This window comes from Allosphingosinicella indica (genome assembly GCF_900177405.1).
GTDB classification, from domain to species: Bacteria; Pseudomonadota; Alphaproteobacteria; order Sphingomonadales; family Sphingomonadaceae; genus Allosphingosinicella; species Allosphingosinicella indica.
In genome coordinates this window covers 519994-538529 of sequence record NZ_LT840185.1, presented here as the reverse complement: position 1 = coordinate 538529, position 18536 = coordinate 519994, and the positions used below count along the sequence as shown (strand labels likewise).

Here is an 18536-nt window from a genome sequence, read left to right as displayed (position 1 = left end):
ATTCCGACGCGCGCTTCCCCCTTGGCGCGCGCCCAGATGCGAAGGAGATCTCATATGGCATATCGTGGCGACCCCAACCGCGGCGGCGATCATCGATGGCGCGACCATGCGGACCGCGGCCACCAGCGGAGCGAGCATTATCGCGGTTACGGCCGCGACGACGATCGCGGCTTCTTCGACCGCGCGGGCGACGAGATCAAATCGTGGTTCGGTGACGACGATGCGCAGCGCCGCCGCGAGATCGACGAGCGTCGTTGGGAGCGCGAGCAGGGCTATGCTGGCCGCCGCGACAACAATTACGGCAATTACGGACCCCGCGGATATGCGTCGGCCGACTACGGCTATCGCGGCAATTACGACACCGGCGGCTTCGGCAACCAGCGCGGCTGGAGCGACGACGATCGCTTCGCCAGCGAGCGCGATGCACCCGGCGGCTACGGCTCGATCGGCGGTGGCGGTGATACCTGGGGCGGCAACAACCGCGGCTATAGCACCGGAGCCGGCGGCTTCGCCAGCAGCGGATATGAAGATGGACGCCGTTTCGACCGCATTGATGCCGGATCGACCGGCACCCATGCCGCGCACCCGCAATCCGCGCCGGTCGGCGGGTCGAGCTATCGCGGATACCCTACCTACAGCGAGGATTATGAGGGCTATGAGCGGTCGTCGGGCCGTTCGGGCTCGCAGCACGATCCGCACTATAGCGCATGGCGCAAGAGCCGCATCGAAGAGCTCGACCGCGACTATGACGACTATCGCCGCGAGCATCAGTCGAAGTTCGAGCAGGAATTCGGCACGTGGCGCACGCGCCGGCAGGGCCAGCGCGACCAGCTCGGCAAGGTGAACGAGCATATGGAGGTCATCGGCTCCGACGGCCAGCATGTCGGCACCGTCGACAAGGTGCGCGGCGACCGCATCATCCTGACCAAGAACGATCAGGACGCCGGCGGCCGCCACCATTCGATCCCGTGCAGCTGGATCGAGAGCGTCGACGACAAGGTGACGGTCAGCAAGACCGCCGAGGAAGCCAAGACCGCCTGGCGCGACGAAGACCGCAATCGCGCGCTCTTCGAACGCGAGGATCAGGGTCGCGGCGGCCCCGGTATCCTCAATCGCAGCTTCTCGGGCACGTACTGAGAACGCCGATACATCGGGCGCGCCCTGACGGCGCGCCCGTACCGACTGGGCCCGGCCGTCGTGCCGGGCCCTTTTCGTTGGCGAGGTTGCGTTGCGTAATGCCACGGATCTTTGACTCTGCGCTGCTTTGCCGCGAAACCGGAGCAAAGCGAAAGGAGCCCCTCGATGACCGCAACCACCCGCGCCTGGCATCTGAAATCCCGCCCGCAGGGCATGCCGACGTCCGACAATTTCGAGCTGAAGGATCTGCCGCTCGACGATCTGCAGGACGGCTGGGTGCGGGTCGAGAACAAGTGGCTGTCGGTCGATCCTTACATGCGCGGGCGGATGAACGACGTGAAGAGCTACGTGCCGCCCTTCCAGGTCGGCGCGCCGCTCGAGGGCGGGGCGGTCGGCAAGGTCGTCGAATCGCGCTCGCCTGATTTCAAGGATGGCGATACGGTCTTCCACATGCTCGGCTGGCGCGAGGGCGCGGCGGCGCCGGCGGCGGCGTTCAACAAGCTCCCCGCGATCGGCGTGGGCGACGAGCAATGGCTCGGCAATCTCGGCCTCACCGGCGGCACCGCCTATTTCGGATTGCTTCGTGTGGCCGAGGCGAAGGCGGGAGACGTGGTGTTCGTCTCCGCCGCGGCGGGCGCGGTCGGGTCGGCGGTCGTCCAGATCGCCAAGGCCAAGGGCATGACGGTGATCGGATCGGCGGGCGGCGCCGACAAATGCGAATTCGTCCGGTCGCTGGGCGCGGACCAGGTAGTCGATTACAAGGCGGGATCGATAGTCAAAGGACTGGCGCAGGCCGCGCCCGACGGGATTGACGTCTATTTCGACAATGTCGGCGGCGAGCATCTCGATGCCGCCTTCGCCGCCGCGCGGCAGAATGCCCGCTTCGCGATCTGCGGCATGATCGACGCCTATAATGCCGCCGAGCCGCAGAGCTTTCGCTACATCATGCGCATCATCTCCGCCCGGATCGCAGTGAAGGGCTTCATCTACACCGATTTCATCCGCGACTTTCCTGCCTTTCATCAGGAAATGGGCGGCTGGATCGCGAGCGGCGCGGTGAAGAGCCGCGAGACGGTGCGCGACGGGCTGGAGGCGACGCCCGACGCATTCCTCGATCTCTTCCGCGGCGGCAATACGGGCAAGATGCTGGTGAAGCTTTGAGCGCGGCCCCGCGCATCGACGGACTGCTCGAAACCGCGCTCTATGTCGACGACATGGCGCGGTCGGTAGCGTTCTTCCGCGATGTGCTGGGGCTGGCGCCGATGCTGGAGACCGAACGGCTGACGGCGTTCGACGCCGGGCGGCAGGGCGTGCTGCTCGTCTTCCTGCGCGGCGCCTCGCGCGACAACATGCCGGGGCCGAACGGTATCGTCCCCGGCCACGACGGCAGCGGCCCGCTCCACATGGCGTTCGCGATCGCGGCGGAAAGCTACGATGCCTGGCACGCCCGGCTCACCGATGCCGGCGTGCCGATCCGCGGCGAGATGAACTGGCCGCGCGGCGGCCGCAGCCTTTATTTCGAGGATCCCGACGGCCATGTGCTCGAACTGGCGACGCCGGGCCTGTGGGAGAATTATTGACCTAGCCCGCCAGCTCCTTCGCCCGCGCTCCGATCCGCGCGAGATCCTCGACGAAGCGGGCATATTCGGTGCGCTTGCGGTCCTCTTCGGGGATGCGGAGCAGGAAGCTGGGGTGGACCGTCACCCATGCCTCGCTGCCGTCGGCGAGAACGTGAGGCTGGCCGCGCATCCGGGTGATGGTGACCTGCTTGCGAAACAGCGACAGCGCCGCGGTGGCGCCGAGCGCGACCGTCACCGGGGGGCGGATCAGTTCGCGCTCGCGCTCGATCCACCAGCGGCACGCCTCCACTTCGGCGCCGTTGGGCTTGGAGTGGATGCGCCGCTTGCCGCGCTGCTCATATTTGAAATGCTTGACCGCGTTGGAGACGTAGGTCGCGGCGCGATCGACGCCCGCTTCCGCCAGCGCGCGATCGAAGAGCTGCCCCGCGGGGCCGACGAACGGGCGTCCCGCCAGATCCTCCTGATCGCCCGGCTGCTCTCCGACGAAGAGGATGGCGGCGTCGAGTGGGCCTTCGCCGAACACGGTCTGCGTCGCGGGCTGCCACAGCGGGCAGCGCCGGCAGCCGCGCGCTTCCTCCATCAGCGCTTCCCAGGCCTTGAGCGCATTGCCGCCCGGCTCGATCGCGCGCTCGGCCGTCTTCGCTTCCACCACGCCTGCCGCCTGTGCGGCGACCTTGGTCTCCGATCGTGCGACCATTTCCGTCTCGCGCGCCTGCGCTCCTGCGATCAACCCGCCTACCAACGCGGTTTCGGGCATATTCTTCCAATATTTCTTCGGCATTTCCTTGGTCATCGCCTTCACCTTCACCCGCGCCGGATTGAAGATCGAGGCGTAATAAGTCTTCCACGTCTCCTCGATCGGATCGCCCTCGGGCGCATCGGCCCGCGTCGCGCCAGGCGAGAAGCTGAGCGCCGCACCGTCCCAATGTGCCGAAAGCTCGGGCGTCAAAATCGACCAGGCCATGCTCGCGAAGCGCCGCGCGAAGAAGCCCGCGCCGCGGCGGACGATGTGATTGTCGGGCTCGAACCAGGCGACGTAGCGGACGCCGCCCTCGCCGTCGTCCATTTCGCGGAAACGGACGAAGGCATGCATCTTGTGGAGATCGCGCCGCACTTCCTTCGCCATGCCCTCGATGCGGCGAAGTAGGGGATCGGCGCGGTCCTCGAGCGCCTTGGGATTCTCGCGCAGGCGGCAGAGCAGCGCGTAGAGCAAAGCAAACCGCTCGGCATCGCGATGAAGGATCGCCGCCGACGCGAGATCGACGAAGCCGCGCGGGACGGAGAAGGCGCCGGCTGGCGCCGACGGCGCGGAGGCGGGGTCGGCGAACAGATCGCCGGTCGCGCCGCCGACCTGCCAGATCACTTCCTGCGGATCGGCGCCGGCCAGCGCCAGCGCGCGCGCCGCGTCGCGCCAGCCGTCAAAATCGTCCTCGGCCGTGAGGGTTACAGTGCGCATGCCTGTTCCCCGGCGAAAGCCGGGGCCCAGCATTCACCGGAAGACTGGACCCCGGCTTTCGCCGGGGAACGAGACGGCTTTAGTGGTCGCATTCAGTCCCGATCGTCGCCCGGAGAATTTTCTTCGGCCAGCTCGAGTTCCTTGGGCTTGCGATCCTCGAATATCTTGGCGAGCCGATCCTGCTCGGCCTTGGGGAGATCCTCGGCGGCGGCGGGGAACATCTCTTCCTCTTCCTCGTCGATATGATGCTCGTAGCGATGGCGCATTTCCTTGAACTTGGTCAGCCACGCGCCCGAACTCATCTCTATGTCCATCAGCTCGCCGAGCAGATCGTCGACTTCCTTATGCTCGGACACTGAATGGCGAGCTTCGTCGCGCAGATCGGGCTTGGCGAGCATCGCGGCATAGAGCGACTCCTCCTCCGCCGCGGCATGCGCCGAAACTTCGATGCGGAAATTCTCGAATAATTCGCGCCGCTCGGGCGTGTCGCCGCTGGTTTCGGCAATGCGCGCCAGAAGCTCGCGGTGGCGATCGTGGTCCGCCTTCAGATCGGCGAAAATGCGGGCGTCGGCCATGAAGGGCCCTCCTTGCTGGGTTCGAGCGTCAAACCGCCAAAGAGGCCGCTAGTTTCACCTGCGAATCCGTTTCAGCCGGCGAAGAGTTCGAGCTGCTCGGTCTTGGGGCGAAGATGCAGTTCGGCGCGGTCGGACAATGCCGTCGGCCGCCAACCTTCGGCGATCAGAAACGGCCGCATTTTGGCGATCGAAACGGTGAGCCGCGCGATGTCGTCCAGCGTCAGCCGCCGCCACCGGCGCGACGCGATAATGCGGTTCACCGCCTTCACGCCAAGGCCGGGAATGCGCAGCAGCATCTCGCGCGGCGCACGGTTTACGTCGACCGGAAAAGTCTCGCGATGCTTGAGCGCCCAGGCGAGCTTGGGATCGATGTCGAGCGGCAACATCCCATTCGTATCGGTCGCGTCGGCAACTTCGGTGGGCTTGAAGCCGTAGAAGCGCATCATCCAATCCGATTGATACAGGCGATGTTCGCGCAACAGCGGCGGGCGCTTGAGCGGCAGCACATGGCTCGCGTCTGGGATCGGGCTGAACGCGGAATAATAGACCCGGCGGAGCGCGAAGCGGTCGTAGAGCGTGCTCGCGCGCTGGATGATGGCGCCATCGTCCGCCGCATCCGCGCCGACGATCATCTGGGTCGATTGGCCGGCGGGCGCGAAGCCGGGAGCGCTGCGATATTTGCGCTTGGCATCGCGCGCATCCTCGATCGCGCCCTTCATGCCCTTCATCGCGCCCTCGATCCGCGCGCCGTTCTTCTCGGGCGCCAACGCCTTGAGCCCGCCCGCAGTCGGCAGCTCGACGTTGATCGAAATGCGGTCGGCATGGACGCCCGCCTGCCGGATCAGTTCGGGATCGGCATCGGGGATGGTCTTAAGGTGGATGTAGCCGCGGAAATCATGATCCTCCCGCAGGCTGCGCGCGACCGCGACGATCTGCTCCATCGTATAATCCGACGAGCGGATGATGCCGGAGGAGAGGAACAGACCTTCGATATAATTGCGCCGGTAGAAAGCGAGGGTGAGCTGGACGACTTCCTCGACTGTGAAGCGCGCGCGGCGGACGTTCGAACTCTTGCGGTTGATGCAATAATGGCAGTCGAAGATACAGCTGTTGGTCAGCAGGATCTTGAGCAGCGAGATGCAGCGGCCGTCGGGCGCATAGGCATGGCAGATGCCCATGCCTTCGGTCGATCCGATGCCCTTGCCGCCGCGGCTGTCGCGCTTGGCCGTCCCCGACGACGCGCAGGAAGCGTCATATTTCGCCGCATCGGCGAGAATCGCTAGCTTTTCACGCGTGTCGAGCCGGGACATTCGTTCCTTTTATGTTCCCGAACGCCGATTGTCATTGATACAGATCAATCGGGCAGGGGATTAGGCTCCCGGGCAATCAGCCGCTTGGAGAGGAACAGCTTGAACAGCAGGAAAACCACGCCCGCAAACCCTGCGAACCCGGCGTGCATCAGCCAGAAGGTGGTGGTCGGCATCGTCTCGTAGAAGCCGCCGACCCAGCCCACCATCGAATTGCCGGCGAAGAAGGCGAGATAATAAAGGCCGATCACGGTGGCGTTGATCTGCTTCGGCGCGAGCTTGGCGAAGAGCGCGAGGCTGACGGGCAGCATATGCGCGAAGCCGATCGAGTTCACGATATGGAAAAGCACCGGCCACGCCAGGCCGATCTTGGTGCCGGGCGCCTGCGTGGCGGCTGCCATGAAAAGGCAGAGCATGCCGCCCACCGAGAAGAGCGAGCCGATGATGATCTTGGTGAGCTCGTCGGGCTCGCGCCAGTGCTTGCCGTACCAGCGGTAGAAAAGCGCGACGCCGGCGAGGAAGCTGACCGAGACGATGGCGTCCAGGGTCACCAGCCAGGTCGTCGGCAGCTTCTCGCCGCGCCAGTAGAGATCAAACTGCTGATCGCCCCAGACCAGATAGGCGTTGAAGATCTGGTTGTTGGGGACGATCGCGATCGCCATCACCGGGATGAGGAGGATGAGCGCGATGACCGCGGTCCAGTCCTGCCGGGTGAACGGCTCGCGCGTCGCAGTGGCGGCGCCCTCCGCCCGCCCGCGCGGCGCGAAATGCTCTTTGGGCAAGTGCTTCTGCCCGGCGACGTAGATGGCGAGGCCGATGAGCATGCCGACGCCCGCGGCGCCAAAGCCGTAATGCCAGCCGTAGACCTCGCCGAGCGTGCCGACGACGAGCGGCGATGCGATGACGCCAGCGTTGATGCCGAGGTAGAAGATCTGGAACGCGTCGGCGCGGCGCAGATCCTCGGGCTTGTAGAGTGCGCCGACCTGGCTCGCGATATTGCCCTTGAACAGCCCCGATCCGACGACGAGGCAGAGAAGCGCGAAGAGGAAAGTCAGCTCGAACGCCATCAGGAAATGGCCCGCCGCCATGGTAACCGCGCCGAGCAGGACGGTCCGCCGCTTGCCGAGCATCCGATCGGCGATGAAGCCGCCGAGGATCGGCGTCAGATAGACGAGCGCTGCGTAAGTGCCGAAGATTGCCGAGGCGAGTGCCTGACCCTGCAGCCCGCCGTAGAGCCGGCTGAACGGCTCGAAGAGCGCGATATTCTCGACATGGCCGGCGAGCAGCAGCTCCTTCGTCATGTATAGGACGAGAAGCGCCTGCATGCCGTAATAAGAGAAGCGCTCCCACGCTTCGGTGAAGGCGAGATAGGCGAGGCCCTTGGGATGGCCGAGGAACGCGCGGTCGGCGTGATCGACCGCGTCCAGCTCGGGTGTCGCTTCGGCTACGGTCATGCTCGTTCCTCGATACGCGGTCCGATGCGGACCTTATCCCGCGCGGGTCTCAGCGCCAGCGCAAAAAGCACGACGAACAGTGACAGGATCGCGAGGTAGAGCGTGACCGCTTGCTTCGGCGTCCAGCCGAGGAACTCGATGGGCAGCGCGCGGATGTCGTCGCGCGAAAAGCGCTGCCAGATCTCGTCGCGGAGCGGGAAGGCGATCTCGGCATAGGCCATCGGCTCGGCGGCGGCGGTGATGAAGGCGATGGCGGCACTCACCTCGAACAGCAGCAGCGCGGCGGCGCGGAACAGCGGCGGGCGGACCAGCGCCCAGAAGCCCGCAAGACCGAGCGCGAGGAAAGGGACGCCGGGCATCGCGTGGCGCGGCCCGCTCGAATTGCCGCCGTCCCAATAGACGTAGGAGGCGTTGAGCAGCCAGTAGATCGCGTCCACCGCGACGGCGAGCGCGGCCGTGCCGCGCGCCTCCGGCCGCCGCCACAGCAGCCAGAGGCCGACCGGCGCGAGGACAAGCACCGGCGCGAACCAGAGGATACCGCGCCGCATGCCGAAGGTGATCTCCCACAGCACTTCGGGCTTCGGGTAGGTGAGGCCGAGCACGCCCTGCTGCATGCCCTCCCAGCCGACGACGCCCTGATAGCCGACCTGGAACGGCGTCCCGAAGGCGAGCAGATTGTAGAGCGGCAGCGGCGCGATCGCGACGAGGCCGGCGACTAGGCCGCAGCCGAGCAGCACCAGCCGCTCGCGCGCCGCCAGCGACCGCGTTTCCCAGAGGCCGTAGAGCAGCACCGCGAGGACGGCGAACACGGCATGGTGCTCGACGACCAGTGCCCAGGCGAGCGTCGCCGCGGCTAGCGCCGCTGCGATGCGCGTCCGCACGCCCGGCGGGCGGATTGCGACGTGATGGAGCGCCGCCGTGCCGATGATCAGCAGCGCGCCGACCGCAGCGTGGCCGAAGAGCGTGGTCGACCAGCCCCAGATCGGCGTCGCGAGCGCATAGCCGAGACTGCCGAACAGCGCCGCGCCCGCGCTGCCGGTCAGCGACCAGGCGAGCCAGAAGAGCGCGACGGCGCCGAGCGCGGTCAGCAGCGCCGAAGACATTGCGGTGGCGATCCGCGTCCGTACCAGCAGGTAGCGGTCGAAATCGCCCATCTGCTCCTTCGCCATCGCGTGCGAGGTCTGTCCGGTCCAGGCGTTGGCGAGCGCGACGGCGGGCACCGCCATCAGCGTCATCCCCGGCGGCTTGTCGGTATAATAATGGTCGCCGAACTTGGCGCGATCGATGGTGAGATGCTGGAACTCGTCGATCGTCGCATCGCCGTCCTCGACCAGCGAGATCGCCGCGAACAGCCGCGTTGTATTGTTCGGGTTCCACGCCCAGGATCCGAAATAGCAGCAGGACAGCCAGGTTAGCAGGAAGACCAGCAGCATCAGCCGCCGGGGCGAGGGGGTAGCGCGTGGCGGCATGCACGTCCTTCCGTTGCTCCGCGCCCTAGCCGGTGTGGCCCCATCTCGTCCACGGCTTGCGCTCGGGCCAATGCCGCCTAGGGTGTGCCGCATTCCGCTGCCCGGAGATTCTCATGCGAATGCTTGGTCTTGCCGCCGCGCTTCTGATTGCCGCTCCGGTGGCCGCCGCGCCCGCGGACGATTTCCGCAAGCTGCTCGATGCGCATTACGATTTCCTGCTGCGCGAGAACCCCGAACAAGCCACCGCGCTCGGGGTCCGGGACTATGACGACCGGCTGCGCGACATGAGCGTCGAGGGCCGCGAGCGGCGCGTCACGCAGGCGAAATTCTTCCTCGAGCAATTGAACCGCATACCCGCCGAGACACTGCCGCCGGCGGATCGCGTCAACCGCGCCATCCTGAAGCGAGGGCTCGAGGAGACGATCGAGGAAGATCGCTACCCGCAGCGCGACATGCTGTTCACCACTTATTACGGCTGGCACCAGGGCTTCGCCGGAATGGCGGACAATCTGCCGTTCCGCACCACCGCCGATTACGAAAGCTACCTCAACCGGCTGAACGGCTATCCGGCGCTCAATGACGCCGCGCTCGGCATCACCGCGACCGCGGTGAAGGGCGGGCATGTGCTGCCCTGCTCGGTGCTCACCGGTTACGAGAAGACGATCGCGGGCGTGATCGTCGAGGACCCCGCCAAGTCGCGCTTCTACGAGCCGTTCCTGCGCAGCCGCCCGGCGGATGCGAGCGCGGCGCAATGGGCCGAGCTCCAGCGCCAGGCGCAGCATGCGATCACCAACGTCGTGAACCCGGCCTATGCCAAGCATCTCGATTTCTACCGGACGCAATATCTGCCGAAATGCGCGAAGGCGGACAGCGTCTCGGCGCAGAAGGGCGGCCCGGCCTATTACGCTTTCCGCGTCCGTCAGGAGACGACGACCGATCTGACTCCGGACCAGATCCACCGCATCGGCCTTGCCGAAGTGAAGCGCATCCGTGCCGAGATGGAGAAGGTCGCGAAGGACGCTGGCTATCCGAGCCGCGAGGCGTTCATTGGCGAGCTCCGCACCGATCCCAAATATTATGTCACCACGCCCGACGCGCTGATGAAAGAATCGGCGATCGTCACCAAGACGATCGACGGGCAGATGCCAAAGTTCTTCGGCCGCCTGCCGCGGCTGCCTTATGGCCTGAGGCCTATCCCCGCCGAGATCGCGGATGGGACGACCACTGCCTTCTACGGCTCCGGATCGCCCGAAAGCGGCATCGCCGGCACCTATTACGTCAACACGTCGAAACTGAACCAGCGGCCGCTGTGGGAAATCCCCGCGCTGTCGCTGCACGAGGCGGTGCCCGGCCATCACCACCAAATCTCGCTCCAGCAGGAGCTGGACCTGCCGCCCTTCCGCCGCAACTTCACCAGCTTCACCGCCTTCACCGAAGGCTGGGGCCTTTATGCCGAAAGCCTGGGGACGGAGATGGGCCTCTACGACACGCCGGCCAAGAAGATGGGCCAGCTCTCCTACCAGATGTGGCGCGCGTGCCGGCTGGTGGTCGATACGGGCATACATTCGAAGGGCTGGGACAAGGCGCGCGCCGTCGCCTTCATGAAGGACAATAGCGCGCTCACCGACGCTAATATCGATGCCGAAGTAAACCGCTACATCTCGTGGCCCGGCCAGGCGCTGGGCTACATGATCGGCAACATCCGCATCCGCGAGCTGCGCGCCGAGGCGGAGAAGGCGTTGGGCGGCAAGTTCGACATCCGCCGCTTCCACGATGCAGTGCTGGGGCAGGGTTCGGTGCCGCTCGACGTGCTCGAAGTGCAGGTCCGCGAGTGGATCGCGGCGGAGAAGACACGCTGATCTTTACGAAATAGGGGGACTGACATGCGCAAGACCATCATTGCTCTGTTGCTTGCCGCGGCGACGCCGGCCTGGGCGGCGCCGGCCGACGATCTCGCCCGTGTGCTCGACGATCACTGGGCCTGGTATCTCAAGAATAATCCCCTGTCCGCGACCTTTTACGGCGAGCGCGGCGGCGAGAGCGAGCTGGGCGACTTCACCCTCGCGGCGCAGGACCGGCAGGCCAAGGAAGCAGCGGAGTTGATCGCGCGGCTCGACGCCATCCCCGACAGCGGCCTCTCGCCGGCGCAGCGCGTCGACAAGGCGATCGTCAAGCGCGGGCTCGCCGAGCAGATTGAGGCCAACCGCTTCGGCCAGCGGACGATGATCTTCTCCAGCACAGGCAGCTTCCACCAGTTCCTGCCCGAGCTCGGCAATTTTATGCCGCTGCGCTCCAAGGCGGATTACGAGAATTACATCGCCCGGCTGGAGAAGGTGCCGGCCGCCGTCGATCAGGCGATCGCGGTCAGCCGCGAGGGCGTGAAGGGCGGCTTCACCCAGCCCTGCGTCACGCTCGGCGGGTTCGGCGCGACGATTACCGCCGAGATCGCCGACGATGCCACCAAGTCGCGCTTCTACGGCCCGTTCACCCGCCGCAAGCCCGACAGCATTTCGGACGCCGACTGGGAGGCGCTGCAGGCGCGCGGTGCACGCGCGATCACGCAAGGGGTGAACCCCGCCTATCGCAACTTCTCCACCTTCTTCGAGAAGGAATATCTGCCCAAGTGCCGCAAGGACATCGCGACCACCGCGATGCCGAACGGCAAGGCCTATTACGCCTTCCGCGTACGGCAGGAGACGACCACCGATCTAAGCCCCGACCGGATCCACCAGATCGGCCTCGACGAGGTCAAACGCATCCGCGGCGAGATGGACGCGCTTGCCAAGAAGGCGGGTTTCGCGAGCCGCGAGGCGTTCATCCAGGAGCTGCGCACCAACCCCAAATATTATGCCAAGACGCCCGAGGAGCTGCTCACCTACACCGCGCGGCAGACCAAGATCATCGACGGCAAGATGCCCGAGATCATGGGCCGCCTGCCGCGGCTGCCCTATGGCATCAAGGAAATCCCGGCGGCGAATGCCGAGACGCAGACGACGGCTTATTATTATCCGGGGTCGCCCGCCGCGGGGCTTGCCGGCTTCTACTTCGTCAACACCTCCAAGCTCGATCAGCGGCCGTTCTGGGAAGTGCCGGTGCTGACGGTGCACGAGGCGGTGCCGGGACATCACCACCAGATCGCGCTGCAACAGGAACTCGAAATCTCGCCCTATCGCCGCAACGCCGCCAATTTCACCGCCTTCAGCGAGGGCTGGGGACTCTATTCGGAGCGGTTGGGCATCGAGATGGGGCTCTACGACACGCCCGAGAAGGAGATGGGGCGCCTCAGCTACGACATGTGGCGCGCGTGCCGGCTGGTGGTCGACACCGGCATGCACGCCAAGGGCTGGAGCCGCGACAAGGCGGTCGCCTTCATGAAGGACAATAGCGCGATGTCCGACGCCAATATCGATGCGGAGGTCAATCGCTATATCGGCTGGCCGGGACAGGCGCTGGCCTACAAGATCGGCCAGCTCAAGATCATGGAGCTGAGGCAGAAGGCGGAGAAGGCGCTGGGCGAGCGGTTCGATCTCCGCCACTTCCACGACGCCGTGCTCGATCAGGGGGCGGTGCCGCTCGACGTGCTGGAAACGCAGGTGGACACGTGGATCGCCGCGGAGAAGGCGAAGGCGTGAGGGGCCGGGGCCGCGCGGAGAGGAAACGCGCGGCCCCGGTTGTTTCAATCAGGCTTCAGGCAGCTTGGCGACAGGCCGCTTCCTGATCGCACGGCGCGGCCGCCGCGGTGAGATCGCGCACGAACTCGCGGCACGGCGCCGCGCCGCGCCGCGCGACGCTGTAGCGCTGCGCGATCTGCCCCGTCGCGACGAAGCCGAGCTTCTCGAGCACGCGGCCTGACGCCGGATTGTCGGTGAAATGGCCGGCGTAGAGCCGATTCAGCCGCAGCGTGTCGCGCGCATTGGCGATCATCGCCTCGGCCGCCTCGGTGGCATAGCCCAGGCCCCAGTGGCGGCGCGCGATCCAATAGCCGAGCTCGATCCGCCCGTCGGGCATCGGGCCGAAGCCCGCGGCGCCGATCAGCTGCGGCGCGCCCGCGGTACGGCGGAACACCAGCAGCGCCGGCTCGTGTGCGTCGCGGTCGCGCGTCAGCCAGGCCTCGGCGTCGTTCAGGCTATAGGGCCAGGGCGGGCTCGCCAGATTGCGGACGATAGCTTCGTCGGCGATTGCCGCGGCAAGTGCGGGCGCGTCCTCTGCCCAGCCGGGACGCAGCAGCAGCCTGGGTGTCCTTGCGAACATGGTCTTCCTCCTCTCTCGCGCCGCCGCTACCCCCCTCGGGTTACGGTCCGGCGTCAGTTTTCGAGGGAGAAATAAAAAAGGGAGAAGGGGGCTGTCCCTTCTCCCTCGAATGTTCCTGGTGGAACCTGAGGACCGCCCCCTGGAGGACGGTCCTTCTTCGACCGTCCCTATTCTGCTGCTTCCGTAATCATGTCTACACAGACAAATTTGCGGCCCAGCTTGCCGTCGCGGAACGCGACGGTGCCACCGGTAAGCGCAAAGAGGGTATGGTCCTTGCCCATACCCACGCCGGTGCCCGGATAATATTTGGTGCCGCGTTGGCGCACGATGATGTTGCCGCCGACGACCGTCTCGCCGCCGAACTTCTTCACGCCAAGGCGACGGCCGGCCGAGTCACGACCGTTGCGCGATGAGCCGCCTGCTTTTTTGTGTGCCATGGGTCTTCTCTTACCTTCGAATCTCTTTACGCGTTCTTATCAGACGCGGGCTTCTTGGTCGCGGCCTTTTTGGTCGCTGCCTTCTTCACCGGCTCCTCCGCCTTCGCCTCGGCCTTTTCGGCCTTGGGTTTTGCGGCGGCTTTGGGTGCGGCTTCCTTCTTGGGTGCGGGCGCTGCCTCGGCCTTTTCCGGCTTCGGCGCGGCTTCGGCCTTAGGGGCTTCTTCCTTCTTCGGCGCGGCCTTCTTGGGCTCCGCCTTCTTGTCGCCGATCGCGGTGATCTTCAGGATCGTGTACTGCTGGCGGTGACCCGCCTTGCGCCGGTAATTATGCCGGCGGCGCTTCTTGAACACGATCACCTTCTCGCCCTTCGCCTGGGCGACGATCTCGGCGGAAACGGTGAGCCCGTCGGTGGACTTGAGGTCGGAGCCTTCGCCCGCGAGCAGCACGTCGCCCAGCGAGATGGTGTCACCAGCCTCTCCGGCCAGCTTCTCCACGGCGATCTTGTCTCCGGGGGCGACGCGATACTGCTTGCCGCCCGTGCGCACGACTGCGAACATGACTTTATCCAAACCTTCTAAAGCTGATCCACACGGAACATCGGCCACGGCCTTAGCCCCCGCGCGGGATGGAGGGGCTGCTAGCTTGGGTGCCTTTGTGTGTCAACCGACACGTCGGGCCCGGAGGCTTGGGGGCGGGTCGCCTAGTGGCGGCGCTCGCGGCGGAGCATGTAGCGGCCGCCGGCGAAATCCTCGAACATGCCGTCGATCGCCGGATGGTCGATCGGCTCCTCGCTCTCGTCGTGCACCAGATTCTGCTGGCTGACGTAGGCGACGTAGCTCGAATCCGAATTTTCGGCGAGCAGGTGGTAGAAGGGCTGGTCTTTGCGCGGGCGGATGTCGGCCGGGATCGCGTCATACCATTCGTCGGTATTGGCGAAGACCGGATCGACGTCGAAGATCACGCCGCGGAAATCGAACAGGCGGTGCCGCACCAGATCGCCGATCGAGAAATTGGCGCGCGCCACCGGCGGCGCTGCAATCGCGCCGGTCGCATCGGGGGCAGGGCTATTCGAATCCGTCATCATGCCTGCTTATGTAGGAGCCGCGGCCCCGCTGGCAAGAAATGGCGCCGGGGCGCGAGGGCATGTTGGTGGGTTGGCAAGCCCCGGACCATCGGCTAAGCGGCCCGCCGTCGACAGGGCTTGCCGCGTCAGCGGAAAGGCCACGCGCCGCGGAGAGGTGCCAGAGTGGTCGATTGGGACGGTCTCGAAAACCGTTGTGCGGCAACGTACCGTGGGTTCGAATCCCACCCTCTCCGCCAACGCAGGCACCGTCGCTTCGCGCCGTTGCCTCATCCCGGGACGGCCACGGAGCTTTCGCGAAATCGTTAAAGATTCGCAGCGCGCGACAACATCACCGCGAAACATTGGTCTAGCCCTGCCGCAGCCACGGGGGCGTGGGGCAGTCTTGTCTGCGCCTCAGCCTCGCCGATGCGAAAGGGAGGAATGCGATGACGATCAAATCGATCGAAGACGGTTACCAGAGCGACCGGCAGACGCCGTTCTGGGAGCAAGCGGACCTCGTCCGCTTTGGGCCCCGAACCTATGAAGCTTCGGTCGACGGGCAGGGCGGCACGATCCGCGGCAAGCCCGTCTTCACCAAAGAGGAGGCCGCCTATTATCTAAATCGCGGCGATGGCGTGATCACGGTCAATGGCGTCTCGTACAATTCGGGTGCGAACTGGCTCGGCGCCAAGGGCGATGCCAATAACACTTATTACGATCTCGCCGCGACCAAGGGCAATCCGTCGGGCGGCCCGCTCAATGAAATTGCCTTCGGTTTCTACGAGACGCAGGCGACGTTGCCGGAGCCCTACATCATCCGCCTGCCGAATGGTTCGGTTGTATCGGCCATGGGCCAGACCAACGGCTTTTCCGCTTTCACGGCTGCGCAGCGCGAAGCGACGCGGCTGGCGATCAGCATGTGGGACGATCTCATCGACGTCAAATTCGTCGAGAAGCATTTCTCGCAGGCGGACATCAATCTGATGAACACCACGACGGGACCCATCCAGGCGAGCGCCTACCCGCCCTATGATTATGGGAATGTCACCTATACCAACGGTAGTCCCGTCATAAACTCGCAAGGTCAGGTGGTGACCTACGCCGAGATTGCGGGAGACGTCTATATCAATCCCAACCAGGCTTCGAACGCCCAGTTCCTGCCGGGTCAATATGGTCTCGATACGCTCATCCACGAGCTGGGCCACTCATTGGGGCTGGATCACCCCGGTGCCTATAACTTCGGCCCTGGCTTCGATGTCACCTACGACAATGGCGCGGAATATTACCAGGATTCGCGCATGTACTCGATCATGTCCTACTGGGACGCGGAAGAGACCGGCGCGTCTTCGGTGAACTGGGCAACGCTGAATTACAGCTATAATTCTACCCCCAAGGTTCACGATATCCTGGCGATCCAGCGCATCTACGGAGCCGATCTCACCACGCGCACCGGCGACACGGTCTATGGCTTCAACAGCAACGCCGGGAAGGACATGTACGACTTCTCGAAGACCCCGGCGCCAAGCATCTCGATCTACGATGCGGGCGGCAACGATACGCTCGACCTGTCGGGCTACAACACCCGCTCGTTCATCGACTTGAATCCGGGGTCGTTCAGCAGCGCGGGCGGCTTCTATTCGGAAGACATCCCGACGCTCGACGAGATCAACAGCCGTCGTGCGGCGCTTGGTCTCGCGCCGCGCACCCAAGCCGATTACGACCTGTACATCGAGCTGTTTGGCGGCTTCTACACCGACGGTCTGATGCGCGATAACATCTCGATCGCGTACAATTCGATCATCGAGAATGCGGTCGGCGGCGACGGGGACGACACGATCGTCGCCAACGGTGCGGCCAACCGCCTTGACGGCGGCGGCGGCAACGACATCGTCAGCTACCAGACCTCGGGCACCGCGGTCAGCGTCAACCTCGCCAATGGCCTCGTGTCGGGCGGTGCGGCTGGCGACGTGCTGATCTCGATCGAGGGCGTCACCGGCAGCCGTCACAACGACGTGCTGACCGGCAGCGACGGCGACAACGTGCTTAACGGCATCGGCGGCGCCGACATCATTTATGGTCGCAACGGCAATGATGAGATCGACGGCGGCGAGGGCAACGATCAGCTGTTCGGCGACGGCGGCAACGACACGATCCGTGGCGGTGAAGGCAACGACACCATCATGGGCGGTGCCGGCGACGACATCCTGTTCGGCGATGCCGGCAACGACACGCTGTACGGCGATGCCGGCAACGACGTGCTCGACGGCGGTGCGGGCGACGACAAGCTGTACGGCGGTGCGGGTGCGGATACGTTCCGCTTCTCGGATCTCGGCGGCTACGACACGATCGTCGACTTCCGCCGCGGCCAGGGCGACAAGATCGACCTGACCGGGATCGACCCGAACATCAACGTCGATGCGGTGAACGAGCAGTTCAACTTCATCGGCAACGCGGCTTTCTCCGGCACCGCCGGCGAGCTCCGCACGTTCGTGGACCGCGGTTCGACGATCATCGCCGGTGACGTCAACGGCGACGGTGTCGCCGACTTCCAGATCAACGTCGGTGCCACCGCCATCCGTGCCGACGACCTGATCCTGACGGTCAACGTCGCCGCCTGATCGAAGTCAGCGCAAGAAGAAGGGACGCCGGGAGAAATCCCGGCGCCCCTTTTTCTTTGTCGCCTTTAGATCGAACCGGTCTTTGCCCCTACCAGTCATGCTGAACTTGTTTCAGCATCCATCTAGGAGATGATCGCGATCGTCTCCACCATGGACCCTGAAACAAGTTCAGGGTGACGATCGGGATGTGACAGGCGCAGGAGAGATTCCTCCTCCTCTTTGTGGATTTCAGTCGCCGCCGACGCCCGTATTAAGGCTCCGCACCGGCGCGGCGCCGAACGCGCGGCGGTAGGCATGGCTGAAGCTGCTGCCGTCGGCGAAGCCGAAAGTCTGCGCGGCCTGCGCGCATGTCAGCGCTTCTCGCTCCACCTGCCGCATCGCAAGCCGCAGCCGGAGCCGCCTATGATAGGTCGCCGGTGGCGCACCGAAGCATCTCCGGAAATTGCGCAGCAGCTCGAACTGCGAAATTCCCGAGACGCGCGCCAGCTCGGCGATGCCGACCGCGCGGTCGGTCACGTCGTGGAGATGGCCGCGCGCTAGGTTCAAGCGCCGCAGCAATTCGTAACGCGTCGACGTGCGGACTGCGGGCAGCGCATCGATGTTCGATAGAGTTTCCTCGAGCAGCGGTTCCAACCCCGATCGCAGCGCGGCGAGCACCGCTTCCGCCCGGCCGGTTCGCCCGGGGGCCGGACGGCGCAGATCGCTGATCGCCGATTGCAGCATTTGTCCCACCCGCGAGCTTGATGCCGAAAACGTCAGTGGCTGCTCGATCGCGCCGTCTGCCATCCAGTGTGGCGCTTCCGGCATCGGCATGAAAGCGCAAATTCCGATCATCGAGGAGCCGCCCGATTTGGGCACTTCCAGCTCGCCCGCGACATTGCTCGGCACGCAGATGAACTGTCCGGCCTGTACGACATGCTGCTTGGCGCCGTAGCGATGGATGACCCGCCCGCGCGCTACATATTTCAAGGCGAAGCTGGTGCCGCCGGTCTCCGTATAAGCCTTGTGGAGATCGGAGAAGACGAGCCGGTGCACCGGCTGTGGCCGCTTCTCAACCGCTTCGAATGTACCGCGAATTTCCTCGTACATGCTGTTCGCAACCGATGGACCGAAACGGCCTATTGGTCCGCTTTTTAGCAAGAACGGTCAATATGGCGATGCCGGAGACGCCGGATTTCGCAGTTTCCGC

General features: G+C 65.2%; 16 protein-coding genes and 1 tRNA gene. 7 read left to right on the top strand and 10 right to left on the bottom strand.

Features of this window, described 5'->3' with window-relative positions; all coding sequences use genetic code 11:
* Positions 1-54: 54 nt before the first annotated feature.
* From B9N75_RS02755 to B9N75_RS02745, 3 genes are all read left to right on the top strand, one after another.
* Complete coding sequence (locus B9N75_RS02755) at positions 55-1137, top strand: DUF2171 domain-containing protein (RefSeq protein ID WP_172840788.1); 1083 nt, start codon at positions 55-57, stop codon at positions 1135-1137.
* Positions 1138-1302: 165 nt separating this feature from the next.
* The gene (locus B9N75_RS02750) at positions 1303-2298 is read left to right on the top strand and encodes an NADP-dependent oxidoreductase (protein WP_085217417.1); all 996 of its coding nucleotides are present in this window, start codon (positions 1303-1305) and stop codon (positions 2296-2298) included.
* Positions 2295-2717, top strand: a complete 423-nt coding sequence (locus B9N75_RS02745; protein ID WP_157123664.1) for a VOC family protein — start codon at positions 2295-2297, stop codon at positions 2715-2717. Before B9N75_RS02750 ends, B9N75_RS02745 begins: the two co-directional genes overlap by 4 nt.
* Position 2718: 1 nt before the next feature.
* On the opposite strand, the gene B9N75_RS02740 is transcribed toward B9N75_RS02745, so the two are convergent.
* The 5 genes from B9N75_RS02740 to B9N75_RS02720 form a co-directional block, all read right to left on the bottom strand.
* Positions 2719-4173, bottom strand: coding sequence for a UdgX family uracil-DNA binding protein (locus B9N75_RS02740; RefSeq protein WP_085217416.1), 1455 nt, complete (start codon positions 4171-4173; stop codon positions 2719-2721).
* A 92-nt stretch (positions 4174-4265) separates the two neighbouring features.
* On the bottom strand, positions 4266-4748 hold the full coding sequence (locus tag B9N75_RS02735) for a hemerythrin domain-containing protein (protein ID WP_085217415.1): 483 nt from the start codon (positions 4746-4748) through the stop codon (positions 4266-4268).
* A 71-nt stretch (positions 4749-4819) separates the two neighbouring features.
* The gene (locus B9N75_RS02730) at positions 4820-6058 is read right to left on the bottom strand and encodes a putative DNA modification/repair radical SAM protein (protein WP_085217414.1); all 1239 of its coding nucleotides are present in this window, start codon (positions 6056-6058) and stop codon (positions 4820-4822) included.
* 44 nt (positions 6059-6102) lie between these two features.
* On the bottom strand, positions 6103-7509 hold the full coding sequence (locus B9N75_RS02725) for a peptide MFS transporter (RefSeq protein ID WP_085217413.1): 1407 nt from the start codon (positions 7507-7509) through the stop codon (positions 6103-6105).
* Positions 7506-8978, bottom strand: a complete 1473-nt coding sequence (locus B9N75_RS02720; protein WP_157123663.1) for a hypothetical protein — start codon at positions 8976-8978, stop codon at positions 7506-7508. Before B9N75_RS02720 ends, B9N75_RS02725 begins: the two co-directional genes overlap by 4 nt.
* 113 nt (positions 8979-9091) lie before the next feature.
* On the opposite strand from B9N75_RS02720, the gene B9N75_RS02715 reads away from it, so the two are divergent.
* Positions 9092-10837, top strand: coding sequence for a DUF885 domain-containing protein (locus tag B9N75_RS02715; RefSeq protein ID WP_085217411.1), 1746 nt, complete (start codon positions 9092-9094; stop codon positions 10835-10837).
* Positions 10838-10861: 24 nt separating this feature from the next.
* Positions 10862-12610 carry a DUF885 domain-containing protein gene (locus B9N75_RS02710; RefSeq protein ID WP_085217410.1) on the top strand — a complete coding sequence of 583 codons (1749 nt, stop codon included), beginning with the start codon at positions 10862-10864 and terminating at the stop codon, positions 12608-12610.
* A gap of 55 nt (positions 12611-12665) precedes the next feature.
* Here the strand turns inward: B9N75_RS02710 and B9N75_RS02705 are convergent, their stop codons facing one another.
* From B9N75_RS02705 to hspQ, 4 genes are all read right to left on the bottom strand, one after another.
* Positions 12666-13229 (bottom strand): GNAT family N-acetyltransferase, encoded by a 564-nt coding sequence (locus B9N75_RS02705; protein WP_085217409.1) that lies wholly within the window; start codon positions 13227-13229, stop codon positions 12666-12668.
* Positions 13230-13396: 167 nt separating this feature from the next.
* Positions 13397-13666 (bottom strand): 50S ribosomal protein L27, encoded by a 270-nt coding sequence (rpmA, locus tag B9N75_RS02700; RefSeq protein ID WP_085217408.1) that lies wholly within the window; start codon positions 13664-13666, stop codon positions 13397-13399.
* A 26-nt stretch (positions 13667-13692) separates the two neighbouring features.
* A complete protein-coding gene (gene rplU / locus B9N75_RS02695; protein WP_085217407.1) occupies positions 13693-14223 on the bottom strand; it encodes a 50S ribosomal protein L21 in 531 nt (176 codons plus the stop codon).
* 143 nt (positions 14224-14366) lie between these two features.
* On the bottom strand, positions 14367-14747 hold the full coding sequence (gene hspQ, locus B9N75_RS02690) for a heat shock protein HspQ (RefSeq protein WP_085219365.1): 381 nt from the start codon (positions 14745-14747) through the stop codon (positions 14367-14369).
* A 151-nt stretch (positions 14748-14898) separates the two neighbouring features.
* Here hspQ and B9N75_RS02685 point away from each other — a divergent pair.
* Together B9N75_RS02685 and B9N75_RS02680 are read left to right on the top strand one after the other, a co-directional pair.
* Positions 14899-14986 (top strand) — tRNA-Ser (locus B9N75_RS02685).
* Between the two features lie 189 nt (positions 14987-15175).
* The gene (locus tag B9N75_RS02680) at positions 15176-17347 is read left to right on the top strand and encodes a M10 family metallopeptidase (RefSeq protein ID WP_085217406.1); all 2172 of its coding nucleotides are present in this window, start codon (positions 15176-15178) and stop codon (positions 17345-17347) included.
* 228 nt (positions 17348-17575) lie between these two features.
* On the opposite strand, the gene B9N75_RS02675 is transcribed toward B9N75_RS02680, so the two are convergent.
* On the bottom strand, positions 17576-18436 hold the full coding sequence (locus tag B9N75_RS02675; RefSeq protein ID WP_085217405.1) for an AraC family transcriptional regulator: 861 nt from the start codon (positions 18434-18436) through the stop codon (positions 17576-17578).
* Positions 18437-18536: the final 100 nt, after the last annotated feature.